The following is a 19534-nucleotide window of genomic DNA, read 5'->3' as shown; positions in this document are numbered from 1 at the left end:
CCTGACATTCTATCCGTGGTCCAGATGTCGCGATTCTTCAAGCATCAGTTTCTTGAGCGCATAGACCATGTCCAGCGCGCCGCGCGGCGTCAAGGCATCCGGATCGAGCTGTTCGAGCATCTGGCGCACGGCTTCGGGCATGCCGGGGTCGGCCGGATCGGTCGGCTCGGGGGGGGGCGGCGCGTCGGTGGAGGCGAAGAGCGGCAGGGGGCGGGCGCCGACCGCGCGTTCCTTTTCCAGGCCGGTCAGAAGCCTTGCCGCGCGGCGGACGACGGGCTCCGGCACGCCTGCCAGCCGGGCCACATGCACGCCCCAGCTCCGGCGGGCCGACCCCGGAACGACCTCGTGCTGGAACACCACCTGGCCCTTCCATTCGCGCACGCTCATGGTGTGGGGGGAGAGGCGGGGGAGGCTTTCGGCCAGCTCGGCCAGCTCATGGAAGTGCGTTGCGAAAATCGAGCGGCACCGCAACGTGGAATGCATGGCTTCCAGCACCGCCCAGGCGATGGCGAGACCATCCAGCGTGGCCGTGCCCCGGCCGATTTCGTCGACCACCACCAGCGAGCGCGGGCCGGCCAGGTTGAGGATCGCCGCCGTCTCGGTCATTTCGACCATGAAGGTCGAGCGGCCGCGTGCCAGGTCGTCCGACGCGCCGACGCGCGAGAACAGGCGGTCGACGATGCCGATCCGCGCCGCCTTGGCCGGGACCGGCAGGCCGGCCTGGGCCAGGATCACGGCCAGGGCGTTCTGGCGCAGGAAGGTCGATTTGCCGGCCATGTTGGGGCCGGTTAGCAGCATGACGCGCTGGGCGGGTTCCAGCACGCAGTCGTTGGGGGTGAATCGCTCGCTGCGGGGGAGTGCGGCCTCGACCACCGGGTGGCGGCAGGCGGTGAGGGTGAAGGCGGCGTCGTCGGTGACCTCGGGGCGGCACCACAGGCCGCCGGCGGCGAGATCGGCGCAGGATTGCAGCACGTCCAGCACCGCCAGCGCGTGGGCGATGGCCGGGACCGCCGGTTCGGCCAGGATGTCGCGCACCAGGGTGGCGAAGATGCCGCGTTCGCGGGCGCTGGCGCGGTCGCCGGCCTCGGCGATGCGGCGGTCGAGGCTGATCAGTTCGTCGGTCGAGAAGCGGGCGGCGCTGGCGGTGCCCTGACGCAGGATCAGGTCCGTGCGGTCGCGCACGCGGGCGGCGGCAGCGCTGGGGATTTCGATGACGTAGCCGAGCTGCGCGTGGTGGCGGATCTTGAGGCTGGCGACGCCGAATGCTTGCGCATAGTCGTTCTGCAGGCCGGCGATGATGCGGCGGCTGTCGTCGCGCAGGCCGCGTTCGGCGTCCAGTTCGGGATCGAAGCCGGGGGCGACGACGCCGCCATCCTCGACCCGCGCGGGCAGGGAGTCGGCCAGGGCGCGTTTCAGCAGGTCTTCCAGCGCGGTGGCGCCGCCCAGATGACCCATGGCCTCGGCGATCGGGGCGGGTGGGGCCGCGCGGCCGTCGGCCAGGGCGGCCGCGATGCGCCGGGCGATGGAGAGGCCGTCGCGCACGGCCGCCGCGTCGCGCGGCAGGCCCCTGCCCAGGGAGAGCCGGGCCAGGGCGCGGGCGATGTCGGGCGTGCCGCGCAGGCCCTGGCGCAGGGCGGTGCGCACGCCGCCTTCCTCGATCAGCCACGACCAGCCGTCCTGGCGGGCGGCGATCGGTGCGCAACGGGTGAGGGGGGCGGCGATCCATTCCGCCAGCAGGCGGCTGCCCGGTGCGGTGACGGTGCGGCTGACGCTGGCCAGTAGCGTATGTTCGGTGGTGCCGTCGCGGGTGCGCAGCAGGTCCAGGCTGGTGCGGGTGGCGGGATCCAGCCCCAGGATGCCGCCATTTTCATGGGCGTGGGGGTGGGCCAGGCGCGGCATCTGGCCGGCCTGGCTGCGGCGGACGTAATCGAGCGCCATCGCGGCGGCGACGGCCTCTTCGTCGGAGAACGTGCCGAAGGCGTCGAGGCTGGCGACCTCGAAGGTCTCGGCCACCCGGCGGCGGGCGGTGGCGGCGGCCGGGGGGGTGGCCTCCGGCGCGCGTCTTGCGTCGAAATCGCCCAGTTCGATGCCACCGGCGGCGAGGATCTCGGCCGGGTCCAGCCGGCCCAGCAGGTCCATCAGCCCGTCGGGCGGGAGGGAGGCGGTTTCGAACGCGCCGGTCGAGATGTCGATCCACGCGACGCCCCAGCCACGGCTGGCCGGGGCGCGGCCGGCGCCGGCCGCGACCGCCACCAGCAGGTTCTGCCGGCCGGCTTCCAGAAGCTCGTCCTCGGTCAGGGTGCCGGGGGTGACCAGGCGCACCACGGCGCGGGCCAGCGGGCCCTTGGCGACGCCCTTGCCGGGCTTGCGGGGTGGTTCGGTCTGTTCGGCGACCGCGACGCGGAAGCCCCGGCGGATCAGCCGGGCCAGGTAGGCCGAGGCTGCCGCCACCGGCACGCCGCACATCGGGATCGGCATGTCGCCGTGCGTGCCGCGCGTGGTCAGCGAGATGTCCAGCGCGCCGGACGCGGCTTCGGCGTCGGAGAAGAACATTTCGTAGAAATCGCCCATGCGGAAGAACAGCAGGGCTTCGGGATGTTCGGCTTTCAGGGAAAACCATTGCGCCATGGCCGGGGTGGCGCCGTCCGGGGAAGGGAGCGTCATGCGGGCCTGTGTACAGGGGCGGGGGTCGATGGGCTAGCGGGGAAATGCGCGGCGGAGGCCCGCGCCGGCCGCCGTTTCCGCTCCGGCTTCATGCCGTGCGCCCGCGCCGGCGGGCCAGGCGGCCGCGCAGCATGGCGACGGCGGCGCGGAGTTCCATGACGCCCAGCACTTGCAGCCCGATGCCGTAGGCCAGCATGCCGGCCGTGACCAGGACCATCAGCGCCAGGATGCGGAGGGGGCCGTGGCGGACGGCCAGGGGGCCCAGGGCCGTCAGGTTGAGCATCAGCAGCGTTGCCGCCATGCCGAGTGCCGCGAGCAGCATCCGGGCGACCCGCGAGAGCGTGGCCGGGAAGATCCGCAGCAGGGCGCGGCGGCGCAGCAGGAAGCCGAGGATCCCGACATTGACGATGGCGGCCAGGCTGCTGGCCAGCGGCGGGCCGGCATGGAGCAGCGGGTGCATCAGCAGCAGGTTGAGGGTGAAATTCAGGGTGAGGGTGAACAGGCCGATCCGCACCGGGGTGGCGGTATCGCCCCGGGCGAAGAAGCCGGGGGCCAGCACCTTGATCAGCACGAAGGCGGGCAGGCCGATGGCGAAGGCGCGCAGCGACTGGGCCGACAGCATGGCGTCGCGCTCGGTGAAGGCGCCGTGCTGGAACAGGGTGGCGATGATGGGGTGGGCCAGTACGATCATGCCCAGCGCGGCGGGCAGGGTGAGGACCATGGCATAGTCGATCGCGCGGTTCTGTGCGCCGTGCGCGCCGTCATGGTCCTCGGCCGCGACGTGGCGACTGAGGACCGGCAGCAGGGTGGTGCCGGCCGCCGCCCCCAGCACGCCCAGCGGCAACTGGTTGATGCGGTCGGCGAAATAGATGAACGAGACGCTGCCGGCCGGGAGGTAGGAGGCGATCATGGTATCGACCAGCAGGTTGATCTGGCTGACGCCGCTGCCCAGGCAGCCGATCGCCATCCGCCGGAGCAGGGTATGGATGCGGGCGGTGAGGCGGGGCGGCAGCAGCATGAGGCGGAAGCCGGCCCTGTGTACCGCCAGCAGCAGCAGGCCGAGCTGGACGACGCCCGACAGGGTGACGCCCCAGGCGGCGGCCTGCCCGACATCGCCGGTGAGCGGCGGAAGCAGGAGGATGGCGGCGATGCCGACGACGTTGAAGGAGACGTAGGCCGCCGCCGCGACGCCGAACCGGTGCAGGCCGTTGAGCACGCCCGACACCAGCGCCGCCGCGCAGATCAGCACCAGGTAGGGGAAGGTGATGCGGCTGAGCGTGACCGCGATGTGGTAGCGCTCGCCATCCATGGGGAAGCCGGCGGCGATGACGCTGACGACCTGCGGCATGAAGATCTCGCCCAGCACCGCGATCATCATCAGCCAGGTCAGCAGCACGCTGAAGGTCTCGCTGGCGAAGCGGCGGGCCTTTTCGGTGCCGTCGGTGGTGAGCATGGCGGAGAAGATCGGCACGAAGGCCGTGTTCAGCGCGCCTTCGCCGAAAAGCTGGCGGAACATGTTCGGCAGGCGGAAGGCGATCTGGTAGGCATCCTGGACCGGGCCGGCCCCCAGGAAGGCCGCCAGCAACTGGTCACGCACCAGGCCCAGCACGCGGCTGAGCATCGTCCAGCCACCGACGGTAAGAAAACCCTTGAGCAAACGGGACCTCCTGCCTTGGCCGCGCGCAGGATGGGCGGGCATTTCCCGCGCGCATACTGCACGACCCCGCGATTTCGGCCCAGCGTGATTCGCGCGGCGGGAGCGGGATTAGTGATCCAGGATGGCGCGTTCGATGGCCAGGCGCATGCGCCGCGATTCGGGCGAGGTGAGGCTGACGAACCAGTTGGCCAGCGTGCCGTCGCGGCCGATCAGGTATTTGTAGAAATTCCAGCGCGGGCGGGACAGCACGCCGCCTTCCTGCCCCAGCCAGCGGAACAGGGGAATCGCCTCGGGACCCCGGACATGGCTGCGCGTGGCCATGGGGAAGGTCATGCTGTAATTGCGGGCGCAGAAGGTGGCGATCTGCTCGGGAGAGCCGGGTTCCTGGTTGCCGAAATCGTTCGACGGCACGCCGATGACCGTCAGGCCGCTGCCGCGATAGAACGACCACAATGCCTGCAGCCCCTCGAACTGGGGCGTGAAGCCGCATTGCGACGCGGTGTTGACGATCAGCACCGGCTTGCCGCGCAGGGCGCCGAGGTCGATCGTGCCGCCTTCCAGGGCCGGCAGGGTAAAGTCGTACGCGGTCGTCATGAGCCGATTCGATCTGTTGTCGTCTTTATACGGTGCGGGAGCCTAAAGCAGTTTCCGTTGCCGCACGAGTAGGCAGGGGCGGCGCCATCCGCCACTCTGGACAGCACATCGCGCAGAGCACAGTGTCGTTACGGTTTGGGTCGTTACGGTGTGATTCGTTACGGTTTTGGATTGGTAGGGTGGAATGGCGGTCCTGCATGGAATTCTCGGGCTGGCCTGCCTGATTGCGCTGGCGGTGGCGTTTTCGGCGGATCGGCGGGGCATCCGCCCCCGGATCGTATTGGCCGCCGTGGCGATGCAGGTGGCGCTGGGCGGGCTGATCCTGTTCGTGCCGCCGGGGCGGGCGGCGCTGCATGCGCTCTCGGGCGCCGTCGATACCGTGCTGGGCTATGGCGCGCAGGGCAGCGCCTTCCTGTTCGGCCCGCTGGTCGGGCCGCGCATGGACACGCTGTTTCCGGGTGGGGGCTTTATCTTCGCGCTGCGGATCCTGCCGCAGATCGCCTATATCTCGGCGCTGATCGCGATCCTGTATTATTACCGCATCATGCAGCGCCTGGCGCGGCTGCTGGGCGGGCTGCTGCGGCGGGCGCTGGGCACGTCGATGATCGAATCCTTTTCCGCCGTCACGACGATCTTTCTCGGCCAGAGCGAGATGCCGGTGGCGCTGCGGCCGTATGTGCCGCTGCTGACGCGCGAGGAACTGTTCGCCGTCATGTGCAGCGGCACGGCCTCGGTCGCGGGCTCGGTGCTGGTGGGGTATGCGGGGCTGGGCGTGCCGATGGATTATCTGCTGGCGGCGTCGGTGATGGCGATTCCGGGGGGACTGCTGTTTGCCAAGATCCTGATGCCGTCACGCACGCCGACGCGGGTTTCGGGCCTCGACCTGGAATTCGGCCATGAGCATCCGGTCAATGTCTTCGAGGCCATCGCCATCGGCACCGCCAGCGGTGTCGGCGTGGCGGTTGCCGTGGGGGGAATGCTGATTGCCTTTATCGGGCTGATCGCGCTGGCCAATGGGTTGATCCATGGGCTGGGGGGCTGGTTCGGGGTGAGCAATCTGTCGCTGGAGACGATCTTCGGCGTGATCTTCGCGCCGCTGGCGTGGCTGATCGGGGTGCCCTGGCATGAGAGCGGCGTGGTCGGTGCGATCATGGGGCAGAAGCTCGTGTTCAATGAATTCGTGGCCTATGTCGCGCTGGGGCCGCATTTTCATGACGCGACGCTCGATCCGCGCGCGCTGGCGATCGCCTCGTTCGCGCTTTGCGGGTTCGCCAATTTGTCGTCGGTCGGCATCCTGATTGCCGGCTTCGGCAGTGTTGCCCCCGAGCGGCGGGGGGAGGTGGCCAGCATGGGGCTGCGGGCGGTGTTTGCCGGGTCGCTGTCGAACTTTGCCAGCGCCACGATTGCCGGCATGTTCGTCGGTTAACGGGTGTTGTTGACCCCGAACGGGTAAAGCGGCATTTCCGGGCATGAGACATCCGACAGTGGCGGCATGGAGACTTGCGAGCGTTGCAGTGTAACGTTCGTAATCCTTCTCCAGACCCGTGCCAGCATCGCCAGGTGTTTCAAAACGCACGCTGGCGGCGGTCTGATGAGCGCTTCCAAACCGGCTCTGACGATGTAATCGGACCCGTCGTCGCAGGTAGCCCGGCACGCATCCGATGAACATGTGATGATTTAAAAAATATATCGTAATTCCAGCGAATATTATCACAGGAATGATATTCACAGAGGGTTGATGGGCGGAACTGGTCTTTTTTCGTTAAAGGGCAAGGGCCGTAATAAACGGGGCATCATACGTGGATGCTCTGAAGATTCTTGATTGAAGAAAGTAGAATTATTTATTTTTCTACTTTTCTGGAAAATTCAGTTTTGAATCTTCCCATGCGGCTGGAGGCGTGACCAGTGATTGTACATGCTCATCCGGACACGAGTTGATCGCAATAGAATTGAACGATCCACCTTTCCGGTATTTTTTGATATCGAATCGACGGATAATGTAAATAGATACAATGTGTTGTTTTTAAAAAAAAGTAACAAAATAATTTAATAAGAATAAGTAGTAAAATTCTTCTTTCAACAAGAAGGAAATTGTTCATGCTGGAGGAAAAATGTCAGACGATATAAGGGCCAATTCAAGGCCGATATTATTAAGTTCCGTGATATTTGTTGTTGGCTTGATCCTTATGGCAGGAGGGGTTGAGCTTATTTTTCTGGGAGGAAGCGCATACTATTTCATTACCGGTATTGCACTGGCTGCGAGTGCGATCCTGGGCTGGATGCGGCGCAGTCTTGCATTGTGGATCGTGGCGCTGACCATATTGGGCACCCTGATCTGGTCGCTTGCCGAAGTTCATTTGTCTTTTTGGGAATTGGAACCGCGTCTGGTTGCGTTTCTGGTTCTGGGTGGTCTTGTCCTTCTGCCGTGGTTCAGGAGCAGGCTGCTGCCGGTCTCCCGTGCCGCAACGATGTCGGTGGCGGGCGTGACGGCGGTAACATTCCTGACCCTGGTGACCGCTGCATTGCAGCCCGCCGGCATCTCGGGCAAAGCGCAACTCGCAGCGAACGAAACGGGTGGGTCCGACGCATCGGTTCCCGATCAGGACTGGCAGTATTATGGGCGCACGCAGGGGCAGGATCGTTTCTCGCCACTGAAGCAGATCAATGCCGGCAACGTCAGGAACCTGAAACTGGCCTGGAGCATGCATACCGGCGATACCATGCGCCCGGGCGAGGATCAGGGGGGAACCGACGGCGGGCATGAGTTCAACTTTGAAAACACGCCGATCAAGGTGGATGATACCCTGTATGTCTGCACCGGACATAGCTGGGTGGAAGCCATTGATGCGGCAACCGGCAAGATCAAATGGAAATATGACCCCAAAGCCGAAACCGGCCCGGACGTCTATCTCGCCTGCCGTGGCGTGGCCTATTACAAGGCTCCCGAAGGGGCCAGTGCCCAGTGTCCCGAGCGTATCATCGCGCCGGTTCTCGATGCGCGCATGATGGCGCTGAATGCCAAAACGGGCGAACCGTGCGACGATTTCGGCGAGCACGGATTTATTTCATTGACGCAGTATCTTGGCCATGTTCCCGCTGGATTCCATTTCGTCACATCGCCGCCGATGATCATAAGCGACCGCGTCATTACCGGTGGCTGGATATTCGACAACCAGGCGACGTTCGAGCCTTCGGGGGCGGTGCGTGCGTTCGATCCGATTACCGGCAAGATCGTCTGGGCGTGGGATGTGGGACATGATCCGCAGACCTGGACACCTGGGCCCAACGACGAATTGAGCCGGGATACGCCGAATGCCTGGGGGGTTTATACCGCCGACCCCAAGCTTGGACTCGTCTACCTGCCGACCGGCAATGCGCCGCCTGATTATTTCGGTGGGCATCGGCGCCCCTTCGATGACAAGTTCAGTAGTTCGATTGTGGCACTGGATGCCAGAACAGGTGAACTGCGCTGGCATTTCCAGACCGTTCATCATGACGTCTGGGATATGGATGTGCCGGTTGGTCCGTCCCTGATCGATCTGCCCGGCCCCAATGGGACAACCATTCCGGCGCTGGTGCAGACGACCAAGCGCGGCGAATTCTTCATGCTGAACCGCGAGACCGGCCAGCCGGTGGCGGATGTCGAGGAGAAGAAGACACCTCAGGGAGCGGTCCCGGGCGACTGGACGACGCCGACGCAGCCTTATTCGGTCGGCCTGCCTTCGGTCGCGCCGAAGGACCTGACGGAACAGCATCTGTGGGGTGCCACGCCGATCGACCAGATGCTGTGCCGCATCGAGTTCCGCCAGGCTGCCTATCAGGGGCAGTTTACGCCGCCGCAACTGAAGGAGACCATCGTCTACCCTGCGTTTGACGGTGTCGTGGACTGGAATGGCGCATCGGTCGATCCGGTGAACAGACTGGTGATTTCCACCGCCAACTATATCCCCTTCATGCTGCGGATGGCGCCGCGCGGGCCTGTCGAGAAGGCGGGGATGGTGCCGCCATGGGATGGCAGCGGAAACGAGCCGCATGTGAAGGGCGGTGTTTATGGTCCGCAATACGGTACGCCGTATGTCGGTTACGTCCATCCCTGGCTGAACCCGCTCAAGGTGCCCTGCGATGCGCCGCCGTGGGGAACCCTGACGGCCATCGATCTCGTCAGCCGGAAAATTGTCTGGCAGCACCCGATCGGCACAACGCGGGACACCGGCCCGTTTGGGACCCGCAACAACCTGCCGCTGCCGACCGGTATGTTCAATATTGGTGGCACCATGGTGACCGGCGGGGGACTTGTCTTCCTGGGTGCGACTGCGGACGATTACCTGCGTGCTGTTGATGAAAGTACCGGCAAGGTCGTCTGGAGAGCACGCCTGCCGGCGGGCGGCCAGGCAAACCCGATGTCTTACATGATCAATGGCAAGCAGTACGTGGTCATCGCCGCCGGCGGCCACGCGGGCCTGGGCACACGCACGGGCGACTATATTCTTGCCTATACGCTTGATGGCGAGCAGGCTTCGCAAGCCCATTAAGCCGTCGCAATGTCAGGATTTTCATTTTTGAAACCCTGATATTCCGGCATTGTTTGAAGAAGGCCGACAGAAATGTCGGCCTTTTTTTGTGCTGGGTATCCGGCGTCTCTGACTGGAGCCCGGTAAGGGGAGAATTTCTGGAATATCATTTATTTCCAATCTGTTGGTCTGGAAAGGTGCGGGGACCATATGCTGCCAGGGTTGACCGGCTATTGCCGATATGCGGCTTTCCACTCGGAACGATCCTGTTATAAAATTATGTCTTTCTGATAATTTTTGGAGCCGATTCCATTGTCTCTGCGCAATATATTCCGCCCTGAGGGCAGTGATGGGCGTCTCCGGTGGACAGCCGACGTGCATGCGTTCGTCGCCATTGCCCTTGCCTTCGGTGTGGCAGGGCATGCCTGGGCTGCGCCGGCTGGCGACCGGCATGCGGTGGACGCGTCGCTGGCGCTGGCGGAAAAGGCGATCGGGTTGCGGTCGGTTGCCGGGCCGGGCAACCAGACGCCGCAGGTGGCGCAACTGTTTCGGGATGCGCTGGTCGCGGGTGGGTTTTCCGCCTCGGATATTACGATCACGCCTTATAAGGACACGGCTTATCTGATTGCGCGGTGGCCGGGGAGCGATCCGTCGCTCAAGCCGCTGGTGATTTCGGGGCATATGGATGTCGTCGAAGCCAAGGCCGAGGATTGGACGCATGACCCTTTCACGGCGAAAATCGAGAAGGGCTTTCTGCTGGGGCGCGGCGCCACGGACATGAAGCTGGATGATGCGATCGCGATCGAGACGCTGATCGGGTTGAAGCGCGCGGGATACAGGCCCCGGCGCGACATCATCATCGAATTTTCCGGCGACGAGGAAACGGCGATGGCGACGGGGGCCATCATCGCGGAGAAGCTGGCCGGTGCAGAACTGGTGCTGAATGTGGATGGGGCGAACGGGGTCATCGACGAGAAGACCGGCAAGCCCGATTATTTCGCCTGGGAGGGGGGTGAGAAGACCTATGCCGATTATCGGCTGGTCGTGACCAATCCCGGTGGCCATTCCTCCGAACCGCGCCCGCTGAACGCGATCGACGAGATGGCGGAAGATCTGCTGCGCATCCAGCATTATCGCTTTCGGCCCGAGATCAACGATCTGAGCCGGGGGTATTTCCTTGGTGCGGCGCAGTGGGAGGCGGCGCCGATTGCGGCTGCGATGCGGGCCTTTGCGGCCGAGCCGACGAATGAGGCGGCGATCGAGACCCTGTCGGCCGATCCGTCCTTCGTCGGGCGGATCGGCACCACCTGCGTGGTGACCGAAATCAATGGCGGCCATGCCATCAACGCGCTGCCGCAGCGGGTGACGGCCAATGTGAATTGCCGGATCTTTCCCGGCCATCCGCGCGCGGAGATTCTGGACGAATTGAAGCAGACGGCGGCCGATCCGGCCATGACGATCACGGATGTGACCGAAGGATCGGTCGAGACGCCGGCTTCGCCCATGCGGGCCGATGTTGTCGGTGCCATCGAGCATGCCGTGCATGGGGTCTATCCGCGCGTGGCCGTTTTTCCGTCGCTGGGATCGGGTGCCAGCGACAGCATGTGGTTCCGGTCGCATGGGGTCCCGAGCTATGCCGTGAGCCCGCTGTTCATCAGGAATTCGGACTCGTTCATGCATGGGTTGAACGAGCGGACGCCTGTGGCGAGCGTGGGGCCGGCGCTCGATATCATGGCGGCGATGGTGACGGATCTGTCCCGGTAGGGCTGCTCGGTTCGGGCCGGTCGCGTCTATGCGGCTGGTCGGTCTGGGACGTGGCGATCCATCGGAAGCATCTATTCGATGCCGACGGGGCGACTGAGGAGGCGGTCGCGGGCTTCGGGCAGGTCGATGTCGCCGGCCAGGAGGAGGGACACGGTTTCGATGACCGGGACCGTGATGCCATGGGCGCGGGCGAGAGTGAGGATGGCGGGGGCGGTGGCGACGCCTTCGGCGACGGTGGTGCGGCTGCCCAGGATCGCGGCCAGCGATTCGCCCCTTCCCAGCGCCAGGCCGAGGCTGAAATTGCGTGATGACGGGCCGGTGCAGGTGAGAATGAGGTCGCCGACGCCTGCCAGGCCTGACAGGGTGGAGGCGCGGCCGCCCAGCCCCAGCGCCAGCCGGCCGAGTTCGGCCAGGCCGCGCGTCATCAGCGAGGCGCGGGCGTTTTCGCCCAGGCCCGCGCCGATGGTGGCGCCGGCGGCGATGGCGATGACGTTCTTGGCCGCGCCGCCGACCTGCACGCCGATGGCGTCGTCGCTGGCATAGAGGCGGAAGGTCGCGGTGGTCAGGTGGTCGGCCAGGGTGCGGGCCAGAGAGAGGTCGGCGCAGGCCAGCACGGCGGCGGTGGGCAGGCCCTGGGCGACTTCATGCGCGAAATTGGGGCCGGAGAGAACCGCGCGCGGCAGGTCGGGGTGGCGGTCCGCGATGATCTGCAACGGCAGGGCCAGCGTGTCGCGCTCCACGCCCTTGCAGCAGGCGATCATCGGGCCGGCGGGGGGCATCTGTGCCAGCACGGCACGCAGATGCTGCATCGGGACGGCCAGCAGCACGGCGTCGGCCCGGGTGGGCATCTTGCCGGTGACGGTGATGGTCTCGGGCAGGACGATCTGCGGCAGGCGGGGCAGGGTGCGGGCGTCGGTCAGGGTTTCGGGGTTTCGGGCCCAGAGATGGACCTGTGCGCCGGCGCGCGCGGCCTGGGTGGCCAGGGCGATTCCCCAGGCGCCGGCGCCGATGACGGCGATGCGTGCGGCCATGGGCCTATTCCTCCACGATGCGCGTGACGGTGGCCTCTCCCGTGCCGTCGGGGGAGAGATGGGTCAGGGCGCGCAGGGCGGGAAGGGCGGCTTCGACGAAGCCGAAGGGGGGATTGATCACCACCAGCCCGCAGCCGTTGAGGCGCGTGGGGTCGAGCGGCGGGCGCAGGGTGAGTTCCAGCGCCACGATGTCGCGAATCCCCGAATCGCGCAGCGAATCGAGGAAGGCGCGAACGGGCGCGCGGTGCTTGATCGGATACCAGCCCGCCAGGATGCCGGTGGCGAAACGCCGGTGCGCCGTCTTCAGCCCTTCGGCGAGGCGGGCGAATTCGTCGGGCTGCTCGAAGGGGGGGTCGATCAGGACCAGTCCGCGCTTTGCTTCGCGCGGGGGGAGAAGCGCTGTCAGGGCGGCGTAGCCGTCGCGGGCGTGGACCGAGACCTGGCTGTTATTGGCGAACAGGCTGCGCAGGGCGTGGCTGTCTTCGGGGTGCAGTTCGCAGCAGACCAGCCGGTCCTGCGGGCGCAGCATCATCGCCGTGATCAGGGGGGAGCCGGGATAGATGTCCGGTGCGCCGGCCCGGCGGACCAGATCGAGATAGGCGGGGGGGAGGTCGGCCGGCGGGTGGTCCAGCAGGCGGCCGATCCCGCCCTGCCATTCCATGGTGCGCGTGGCCTGCGTGCCGCCCAGGTCGTAGCGGCCGATGCCGGCGTGGGTGTCCAGCACCGAAAAGGCCGCCGGCTTGCGGGCCAGCGCCTGGAGCAGCAGCACCAGCAGCGCGTGCTTCATGCAGTCGGCGAAATTGCCGGCGTGGAAGGCGTGGCGGTAATTCATGCGGCGGTGGCGTCCAGGCGTGCCGCCATCTGCTCCAGCGGCCAGCGGGGGCGGGGGAGAAGGTCCAGGTCGTCCAGCGGCGGCAGGCCGAGGGCGTGGCGGGCGCGCATGGTCTCGATGGCTGCCCAGCCGACCATGACGGCGTTGTCGGTACACAGGCGCAGCGGTGGGGCGGCGAAGGGCAGGCCGCGTGTCTGGGCGAGTGCATCGAGGCGGGTGCGCAGGGCGCCGTTGGCCGCGACGCCGCCGGCCGCGACCAGCAGGGTGGCGTCGGGCATCATGTCCAGCGCGTTCGCCACGCGGTCGCCCACGATATCCGCCACCGCGTTCTGGAAGCTGGCGGCGATGCCGGCGGCGACCGGGCGGGGCAGGGCGTCCATGGCGTAGGGCGCCAGTTTCTGCGCCACGGCGGTCTTGAGGCCGGAGAACGAGAAATCGCATCCGGGCCGGCCGTGCAGCGGGCGGGGGAGCGGCCAGGGGGTGGGATCGCCCTCGCGCGCCAGGGCCTCGACCGCCGGGCCGCCCGGCCAGCCGAGGCCGAGCATTTTGGCCACCTTGTCGAACGCCTCGCCGGCGGCGTCGTCGATCGTGCCGCCCAGCTTGCGATAGCGGCCCACGCCCTCGACGGCGATGCACTGGCAGTGGCCGCCGGAGACCAGCAGCAGCAGGTAGGGGAATCGGGCGCCGCCGGGCACCAGGCCGGGCAGGCGCGCGGTAAGGGCGTGGGCCTCGATATGGTTCACCGCGATGAAGGGGCGGCCCAGCGCCACCGCCAGCCCCTTGCCGACGCCCGCGCCCACGATCAGTCCGCCGATCAGGCCCGGGCCGGTGCTGGCGGCGATGGCGGCCAGGGCCTCGGCGGGCAGGCCTGCGGCGTCGAGCGTCTGGCGCACCAGGCCGGGCAGGGCCGCCAGATGCGCGCGGGCCGCGATTTCCGGCACCACGCCGCCGAAGGGGATATGGCCGGACTGCGAGAGCACGGTTTCGGCCAGGATCGTGCCGTCGGGGGCCAGGATGGCGCAGGCGGTGTCGTCGCAGGACGATTCGATGGCCAGGATCGGCGCCTGGATCGGTGCCGGGGCGTCTGGGGAGGAGGAAGACATGATCATTGCATAAAATAGGGTTCCGCCGGGCGTTATGTCATCTTTCCTTCGTCGCGTCGCGGTAATAGAGACAGCGGATGGTTTTCGCTCCGTCCTCCAGCTCCGACCGCTCCGGCGCCCAGATTTCGGCTCAGGCTTCGGCATTGCAAAAGATCGCGGCCGAAGCCGCCGCGCGCCAGAGGCAGGGTGTGCTGCGCCCCGCCCTGCCGCATCGGCGGCAGTTGCCGCTGCGTGTCGGCACGCGGGCGTCGCCGCTGGCGCTGGTGCAGACGCGGGCCTTCCTGACGATGCTGACGCGCTTCTGCCCCGTGCTGCGCGACATGGGGGCGTTTCAGGAGCACCAGATCAACACCACCGGCGATCAGGTCCAGAACCGCCGGCTGGCGGAAATTGGCGGCAAGGGATTGTTCGCCAAGGAAATTCATGACGCGCTGTCGGACGGGCGGATCGATTTCGCGGTCCATAGCCTGAAGGATCTGGAGACCACGCTGCCGCCCGGCCTGGTGCTGGCCTGCACCCTGCGGCGCGAGGATGCGCGCGATGTGCTGATCCTGCGGCCGGGGGCCGTGCAGCCGGACCAGGTCGATCCGGCGGCGCCCTTCGACAGTCTGCCGCAGGGGGCCTTGGTCGGCTGTGCCTCGGTACGGCGGCAGGCGCAGATGCTGCATGAGCGGCCCGACCTGCGCTTCGGCCTGCTGCGCGGCAATGTGCAGACGCGGCTGGACAAGCTGGCGGCGGGGCAGTGCGAGGCCACCCTGCTGGCGTTGGCCGGGCTGCGGCGGCTGGGCATGGGCGACCGGGCGGATATCATTCTCGACCCCGAGATCATGGTGCCGGCGGCGGGCCAGGGGATCGTGGGCGTGACGGTGCGCGAGAGCGATATCGAACTGCGCGAATTGCTGTCGGCGATCGAGGATTACGAGGCGCGGGCGGTGTCCACCGCCGAACGCGCGCTGCTGGCGGAACTGGATGGATCGTGCCGCACGCCGATCGGCGGCTATGCCCGCCTGATCGACGATGCGCAGGCGGGTGGGCCGATGCTGCGCCTGACCGGGCTGGTGGCGCGGGAGGATGGGTCCTTCCTGCTGCGACGTGTCGTGACCGGCGCGCCGGCCGATGCCGAGCGGATGGGGCGCGAACTGGGCCGCAGCCTGCGGGCCGACAGCCCCGCGGATATTTTTGCGCCCTGACCGGACGGACGCGCCGCCATCGGGCGGGGTAAGACCGGCGGTGCTGGTGACCCGGCCTGAGCCGGGGCTGAGTGAAACCATGACGGCCGTGACGGCGCTGGGCTGGCATGCGGTGGCCCTGCCGGCGCTGCGGGCCGAGCCGATGGTGCATGGGCCGCTGCCGGTGCGCGGCGTGCAGGCGATTCTCGTGACGAGCGGGCAGGCGGTGACCGCGCTGGCGGGGCGGGTGCCGGCGGATATGCCGATTCTGGCGGTCGGTGCCGCGACGGCGCGGCGTGCGCGCGCGGCCGGTTTCGCGCATGTGACGGCGGCGGACGGCACGGCCGATGCGCTGGCCGATCTGGTGCGGGCGGAATGGCGCCCTGCCGATGGCGTGCTGCTGCTGGCGACGGCGCCCGGATATGGGTTGGATCTGGCGGAAGCGTTGCGGCGCGGCGGTTTCAGGGTCGTGCGGCGGTGCGTCTATCGCATCCGGCCTGGGATGCCGCCCCCGGAGGATCTGCGGGCGCTGATCGGGGGGGATGGGGTGGCGGCGGCGCTGTTCTTCTCGGCCGAGACGGCGCGCCAGTTCCTGCGGCATCTGCCGCGCGATGTGCGGGATATGTTGCGCGATGCGCGGGCTATCGCGATTTCCGACAAGGCGGCCGAAATGCTTGCCTCGGCGCCCTGGCGGGAAATCGTGCGGGCGGCCACGCCCGATCAGGCTGCGATGCTCGATCTGCTGGGGGTGGCCGCCCGGTAGTCGGGCCCGGCCGCCTGTCGGGCGGCCGGGGGCTGCATCAGTGGAAGGCTGCGGCGCCTGCGTTCAGGTCCTCGCCCCGGGCGCGGGCCTGGCGCATGTAGGCGCGCGCGTGTTCCGGGATCGAGAGGGACAGCGTCAGCAGGCCGGCGAAGACATAGAGGCCGGAGAAGATCCAGATGATCCCCTCGATGCCGTGCCACGCCTGGAACCAGGTGACGATGGCCGGGCCGACCCAGGTGCTGGCCCCGGCGCCAAGGCCCAGGGCCGACAGGGCGGCGGCCTTCTCTTTCGGGCAGATCTGCGGGACCAGGCCCGAGAGAGGGACGAATGCCGCGATGGTCGCGCCGTAGAAGATGCCGACCAGCGCCGCGATGAGGAAATTGCCGTGAAAGGCCAGCGGCACATAGTAGAAGGCCGGGACCGAGATCGCGGCGCCGAGGCAGCCGGCGACCGACACCACCGTGCGATGGCCCAGCCTGTCGGCCAGCATGCCCGACATCAGGTTGAACAGGATGTTGCTCATGAACACGATCGAGAGCAGCACCAGCCACTGCGACAGGGTGAAGCCGACCACCTTGGTGAAGAAGGCGGGCATGATCACCAGGAACGCATATTCGGACGAGGTGTTGATGGTGCGGACGATCAGCGCCATGAACGTCCTGGGTTCGCGCCACAGGATGGAGATCGAACCGAAGAAGATCCCGCCCACCGAGACGTTGGCGGGGGCCAGGCGGCTGGCGCCACGCGGTTCGCGCGTCATCAGCAGGGCGACGCAGCCGCCCGCGACCACCAGCACCAGCGACAGCCAGAAGGTCGTGATCTCGCCGACCAGCGGGATCGTGACGCTGGCGAAGAGCGAGCCGAGGGTGGGCAGGCCGCCGGAAAAGGCGAACCAGAACCAGCCGGCGGCCGAGCCGAGTTGGCGCGGCGGGGTGGCGGCGGCGATCCAGACCAGGAACCCGTAGGCGAACAGCGGATAGCCCAGGCCGCGCAGCGTGTAGGCGGCGAGCATGACCGTGTAGTTGCCGGTCATGATGCCGGCCATCAGGAAGACGACTTCGAAGGCGGCCCAGATTGCCAGGCCGATCCACATGACGCGCTTCGGCCCCCACAGATCCGACAGCGGACCCGACAGCCAGGACGAAATGGACACGGCGACGCCGTAGATGGTGAACAGGAAGGCTACGTCACGCGACGTGACGCCGTGATTTTCGAGATAGGGGGCCAGGTAGCCGGCCTCGACCCCATCGCCGACCATGAACAGAAGCAGCCCGACAAAGCCCCAGAGCAGGGGGCGCGGGATGCCCATCCGCTCGACGAGGGAAGGGCTGGGCAGCAGAGTATCTGTCTGCGTCAAGGGGAGTGTCTCCTCTTTAACAGGCAGCCAACATAACGGTGAGGGGCTTCGCCTCATTACGAAGCATCGATGCAAGCTGCGTTCGGAATCGCGATGCGGCGCGCGCAAGGATCGATTCCGAAATCATCATGTAGGGATGCGCGTCCAGGACGCGGAAATCACCAGTTTCCTGGCGAAATCTCGGTGTGCGATAATATATCGCGTGGGACGGTTTTTATTATAAAAATATTCTGAATAGTTCAGAATAGAGTAAAACCGGTATTCATTCCCCATTCGCGCAGGGGATGCGCAAATGTTACTTCTGTCTCTCCTGCTATGAATCTCGTGTGCGCATAGTATAAGAAATATACGCGCATTTGAAGGAAAAAATCATAAAATATGGAGAAATTTTGTCAAATATATATTGATGGTGTGGCATATTATTCGGCAAATAAATATGCTGTATGAGGAATTATTTTATAAAAATTGTGATTTTTTATACAAATACTGGAATTTATTTTATTATATTATTTGATATCTGTTTAGATAAAAAAATATATTTTCTTGGATTGCGCCGGGCGAGCGGGCCTGGGGCCTAAAAAGAAAAGGCCCGCACGAGGCGGGCCTTTCCGTTGGATAACAGTCGCTTGGAGCGGATCAGGCGTTGCCGGCCGTCTGCGGGAAGTTGGCGCGCTTGGCCTGCCACAGGGAGACGAAATCGATCGGCTGCAGCACGACCGGCGGGAAACCGCCGTCGCGCGTGACGTCGCTGATGATGTTGCGCACGTACGGGAAGATCAGGCGCGGCACTTCCACCAGCAGGATCGGCTCGACCAGGTCGTCGGGCGCGTTGCCCAGGGTCACCACCGCGGCATAGGCCAGTTCGGCGACGAACACCGTGCGGCCGGGGGCGGCGCCTTCCTTTTCCGGGGCTTCCACGGCTTCGGTCTTGATCGACAGCACGACCTCGAAGACCGGCTGCTCGGGCGGCAGGCGGTTGGCCTGCACGTCGATGTTCACCGAGATCTGCGGGTTTGCGCGCAGCGTGGCGAAAATCTCGGCGCCCGAGGGAACTTCGAAGGACAGATCCTTGATATACTGAACATTAATGGCCAACGGCAGCGCCGGCGGGGCATTCTGGCTTCCGTCGGCGGGGAGCTGGGTCGAATCTGACATGAACGAGGATTTCCTTGCGGGCAATGAAGGCGGATACCGGGTATCGCCGGTAGCATGCCCCGCGACGTTCGCCAACCTCGGGGATCGGCGGGATGGAAATTCCTCCCGCCCCGGATCGTCCTGCCGCATTGTGTCGGCAGGATGCGTTGCCTATGTGTTAGGGCAACATAGGGGAACGCGCTGCCGGCAGGCCCGGCGCGCCTTTCGGTTAGGCGTGGTGATGGATTTTTCGTTTAGTCATTTTCCGTTCGACCTGGTGCTGTTCGGGCTGATCGCGGCGTTTCTCGCGCTGCGGCTGCGCAGCATCCTGGGCACGCGGGTGGGGGTCGAGCCCGCATCGCCCGCCGCCCCGGTGCCCCGGCCCGGCCCGGTGATCGAGGGCCGCGCCGAGCCGCCGGCCCCGCTGACCGACTATGACGTGCCGGCGCCCGAGACCCGGGTGGGGCAGGTGCTGGCGGCGATCGCCGGCCAGGAGCGCGATTTCGTGCCGGCGCAGTTTCTGCGCGGGGTCGAGGTCTCGTTCCGTCAGGTGGTCCAGGCCTTCGCCGCCGGCGACCGGACCATGCTGCGCGAACGCCTGACCGCCGAGGCGTTCAGCGCGTTCGATGCCGCGATCCAGTCGCGCGAGCAGGCCGGGGAGACCCAGAGGAGCGAGGTGCGCGCCATCACCAGTCTGGCGATCGTCGATGCCGCGATCGACCAGTTGGCCGGGGCACCGCAGGCGCGGATCGACGTCCGCATCGTCTCGGACCAGATCAGCCTGACGCTGGACAAGGACGGGCACCCCGTGGCGGGCACCGATGCCGTGACCGAGTTTTCGGATCTGTGGACGTTCGAGCGTCTGCTGGGAGCCTCGATCGGTGGCGCGGCGTGGCGTCTGGCGGCCAGCCGCAGCGCCTGATCGAGCGCTCCCGTCCGGCGGCCGTTGGCCGCC

General features: G+C 66.4%; 14 protein-coding genes. 6 read left to right on the top strand and 8 right to left on the bottom strand.

Annotated features, from left to right (window positions below):
• Nucleotides 1-9: 9 nt before the first annotated feature.
• The 3 genes from mutS to ACMAUO_RS03770 form a co-directional block, all read right to left on the bottom strand.
• A complete protein-coding gene (mutS, locus tag ACMAUO_RS03780; RefSeq protein WP_420355648.1) occupies nucleotides 10-2664 on the bottom strand; it encodes a DNA mismatch repair protein MutS in 2655 nt (884 codons plus the stop codon).
• Nucleotides 2665-2752: 88 nt separating this feature from the next.
• Nucleotides 2753-4321: a murein biosynthesis integral membrane protein MurJ gene (gene murJ, locus ACMAUO_RS03775; protein WP_420355647.1), complete on the bottom strand. Its 1569-nt coding sequence runs from the start codon at nucleotides 4319-4321 to the stop codon at nucleotides 2753-2755.
• Between the two features lie 108 nt (nucleotides 4322-4429).
• Entirely contained in the window at nucleotides 4430-4915 is a 486-nt protein-coding gene (locus ACMAUO_RS03770; RefSeq protein ID WP_420355646.1) for a glutathione peroxidase, read from the bottom strand.
• A gap of 184 nt (nucleotides 4916-5099) precedes the next feature.
• On the opposite strand from ACMAUO_RS03770, the gene ACMAUO_RS03765 reads away from it, so the two are divergent.
• The 3 genes from ACMAUO_RS03765 (at nucleotide 5100) to ACMAUO_RS03755 (ending at nucleotide 11190) form a co-directional block, all read left to right on the top strand.
• Complete coding sequence (locus tag ACMAUO_RS03765; protein ID WP_420355645.1) at nucleotides 5100-6341, top strand: NupC/NupG family nucleoside CNT transporter; 1242 nt, start codon at nucleotides 5100-5102, stop codon at nucleotides 6339-6341.
• A gap of 685 nt (nucleotides 6342-7026) precedes the next feature.
• Nucleotides 7027-9447 (top strand): membrane-bound PQQ-dependent dehydrogenase, glucose/quinate/shikimate family, encoded by a 2421-nt coding sequence (locus ACMAUO_RS03760; protein ID WP_420355644.1) that lies wholly within the window; start codon nucleotides 7027-7029, stop codon nucleotides 9445-9447.
• A 354-nt stretch (nucleotides 9448-9801) separates the two neighbouring features.
• Entirely contained in the window at nucleotides 9802-11190 is a 1389-nt protein-coding gene (locus tag ACMAUO_RS03755) for a M20/M25/M40 family metallo-hydrolase (RefSeq protein ID WP_420355643.1), read from the top strand.
• A gap of 71 nt (nucleotides 11191-11261) precedes the next feature.
• Here ACMAUO_RS03755 and ACMAUO_RS03750 read toward each other — a convergent pair whose 3' ends face one another.
• From ACMAUO_RS03750 to tsaD, 3 genes are read right to left on the bottom strand one after another with little or no spacing between them, the layout of a single operon-like run.
• Nucleotides 11262-12221, bottom strand: a complete 960-nt coding sequence (locus ACMAUO_RS03750) for an NAD(P)H-dependent glycerol-3-phosphate dehydrogenase (RefSeq protein WP_420355642.1) — start codon at nucleotides 12219-12221, stop codon at nucleotides 11262-11264.
• 4 nt (nucleotides 12222-12225) lie between these two features.
• The gene (locus ACMAUO_RS03745) at nucleotides 12226-13053 is read right to left on the bottom strand and encodes a 23S rRNA (adenine(2030)-N(6))-methyltransferase RlmJ (RefSeq protein ID WP_420355641.1); all 828 of its coding nucleotides are present in this window, start codon (nucleotides 13051-13053) and stop codon (nucleotides 12226-12228) included.
• Nucleotides 13050-14156, bottom strand: coding sequence for a tRNA (adenosine(37)-N6)-threonylcarbamoyltransferase complex transferase subunit TsaD (gene tsaD, locus ACMAUO_RS03740; RefSeq protein ID WP_420355640.1), 1107 nt, complete (start codon nucleotides 14154-14156; stop codon nucleotides 13050-13052). The genes ACMAUO_RS03745 and tsaD overlap by 4 nt, the downstream gene beginning before the upstream one ends.
• A gap of 77 nt (nucleotides 14157-14233) precedes the next feature.
• Between tsaD and hemC the strand changes: the two genes are divergently transcribed.
• Both hemC and ACMAUO_RS03730 read left to right on the top strand, forming a co-directional pair.
• Complete coding sequence (gene hemC, locus ACMAUO_RS03735; protein WP_420355639.1) at nucleotides 14234-15346, top strand: hydroxymethylbilane synthase; 1113 nt, start codon at nucleotides 14234-14236, stop codon at nucleotides 15344-15346.
• A gap of 79 nt (nucleotides 15347-15425) precedes the next feature.
• Nucleotides 15426-16088, top strand: a complete 663-nt coding sequence (locus tag ACMAUO_RS03730; RefSeq protein WP_420355638.1) for a uroporphyrinogen-III synthase — start codon at nucleotides 15426-15428, stop codon at nucleotides 16086-16088.
• A gap of 37 nt (nucleotides 16089-16125) precedes the next feature.
• On the opposite strand, the gene ACMAUO_RS03725 is transcribed toward ACMAUO_RS03730, so the two are convergent.
• Nucleotides 16126-17445, bottom strand: a complete 1320-nt coding sequence (locus ACMAUO_RS03725) for an MFS transporter (RefSeq protein WP_420355637.1) — start codon at nucleotides 17443-17445, stop codon at nucleotides 16126-16128.
• Nucleotides 17446-18081: 636 nt separating this feature from the next.
• Nucleotides 18082-18600, bottom strand: a complete 519-nt coding sequence (secB, locus tag ACMAUO_RS03720; RefSeq protein WP_420355636.1) for a protein-export chaperone SecB — start codon at nucleotides 18598-18600, stop codon at nucleotides 18082-18084.
• A 220-nt stretch (nucleotides 18601-18820) separates the two neighbouring features.
• Here secB and ACMAUO_RS03715 point away from each other — a divergent pair, with 220 nt between their 5' ends.
• Nucleotides 18821-19501, top strand: coding sequence for a Tim44/TimA family putative adaptor protein (locus ACMAUO_RS03715; RefSeq protein ID WP_420355635.1), 681 nt, complete (start codon nucleotides 18821-18823; stop codon nucleotides 19499-19501).
• Nucleotides 19502-19534: the final 33 nt, after the last annotated feature.

The organism is Gluconacetobacter brunescens, from assembly GCF_048695475.1.
Classification (GTDB): Bacteria; Pseudomonadota; Alphaproteobacteria; order Acetobacterales; family Acetobacteraceae; genus Gluconacetobacter.
The sequence above is the reverse complement of the archived record's forward strand: the minus strand, read 5'-3'. Positions and strand labels throughout refer to the sequence as shown.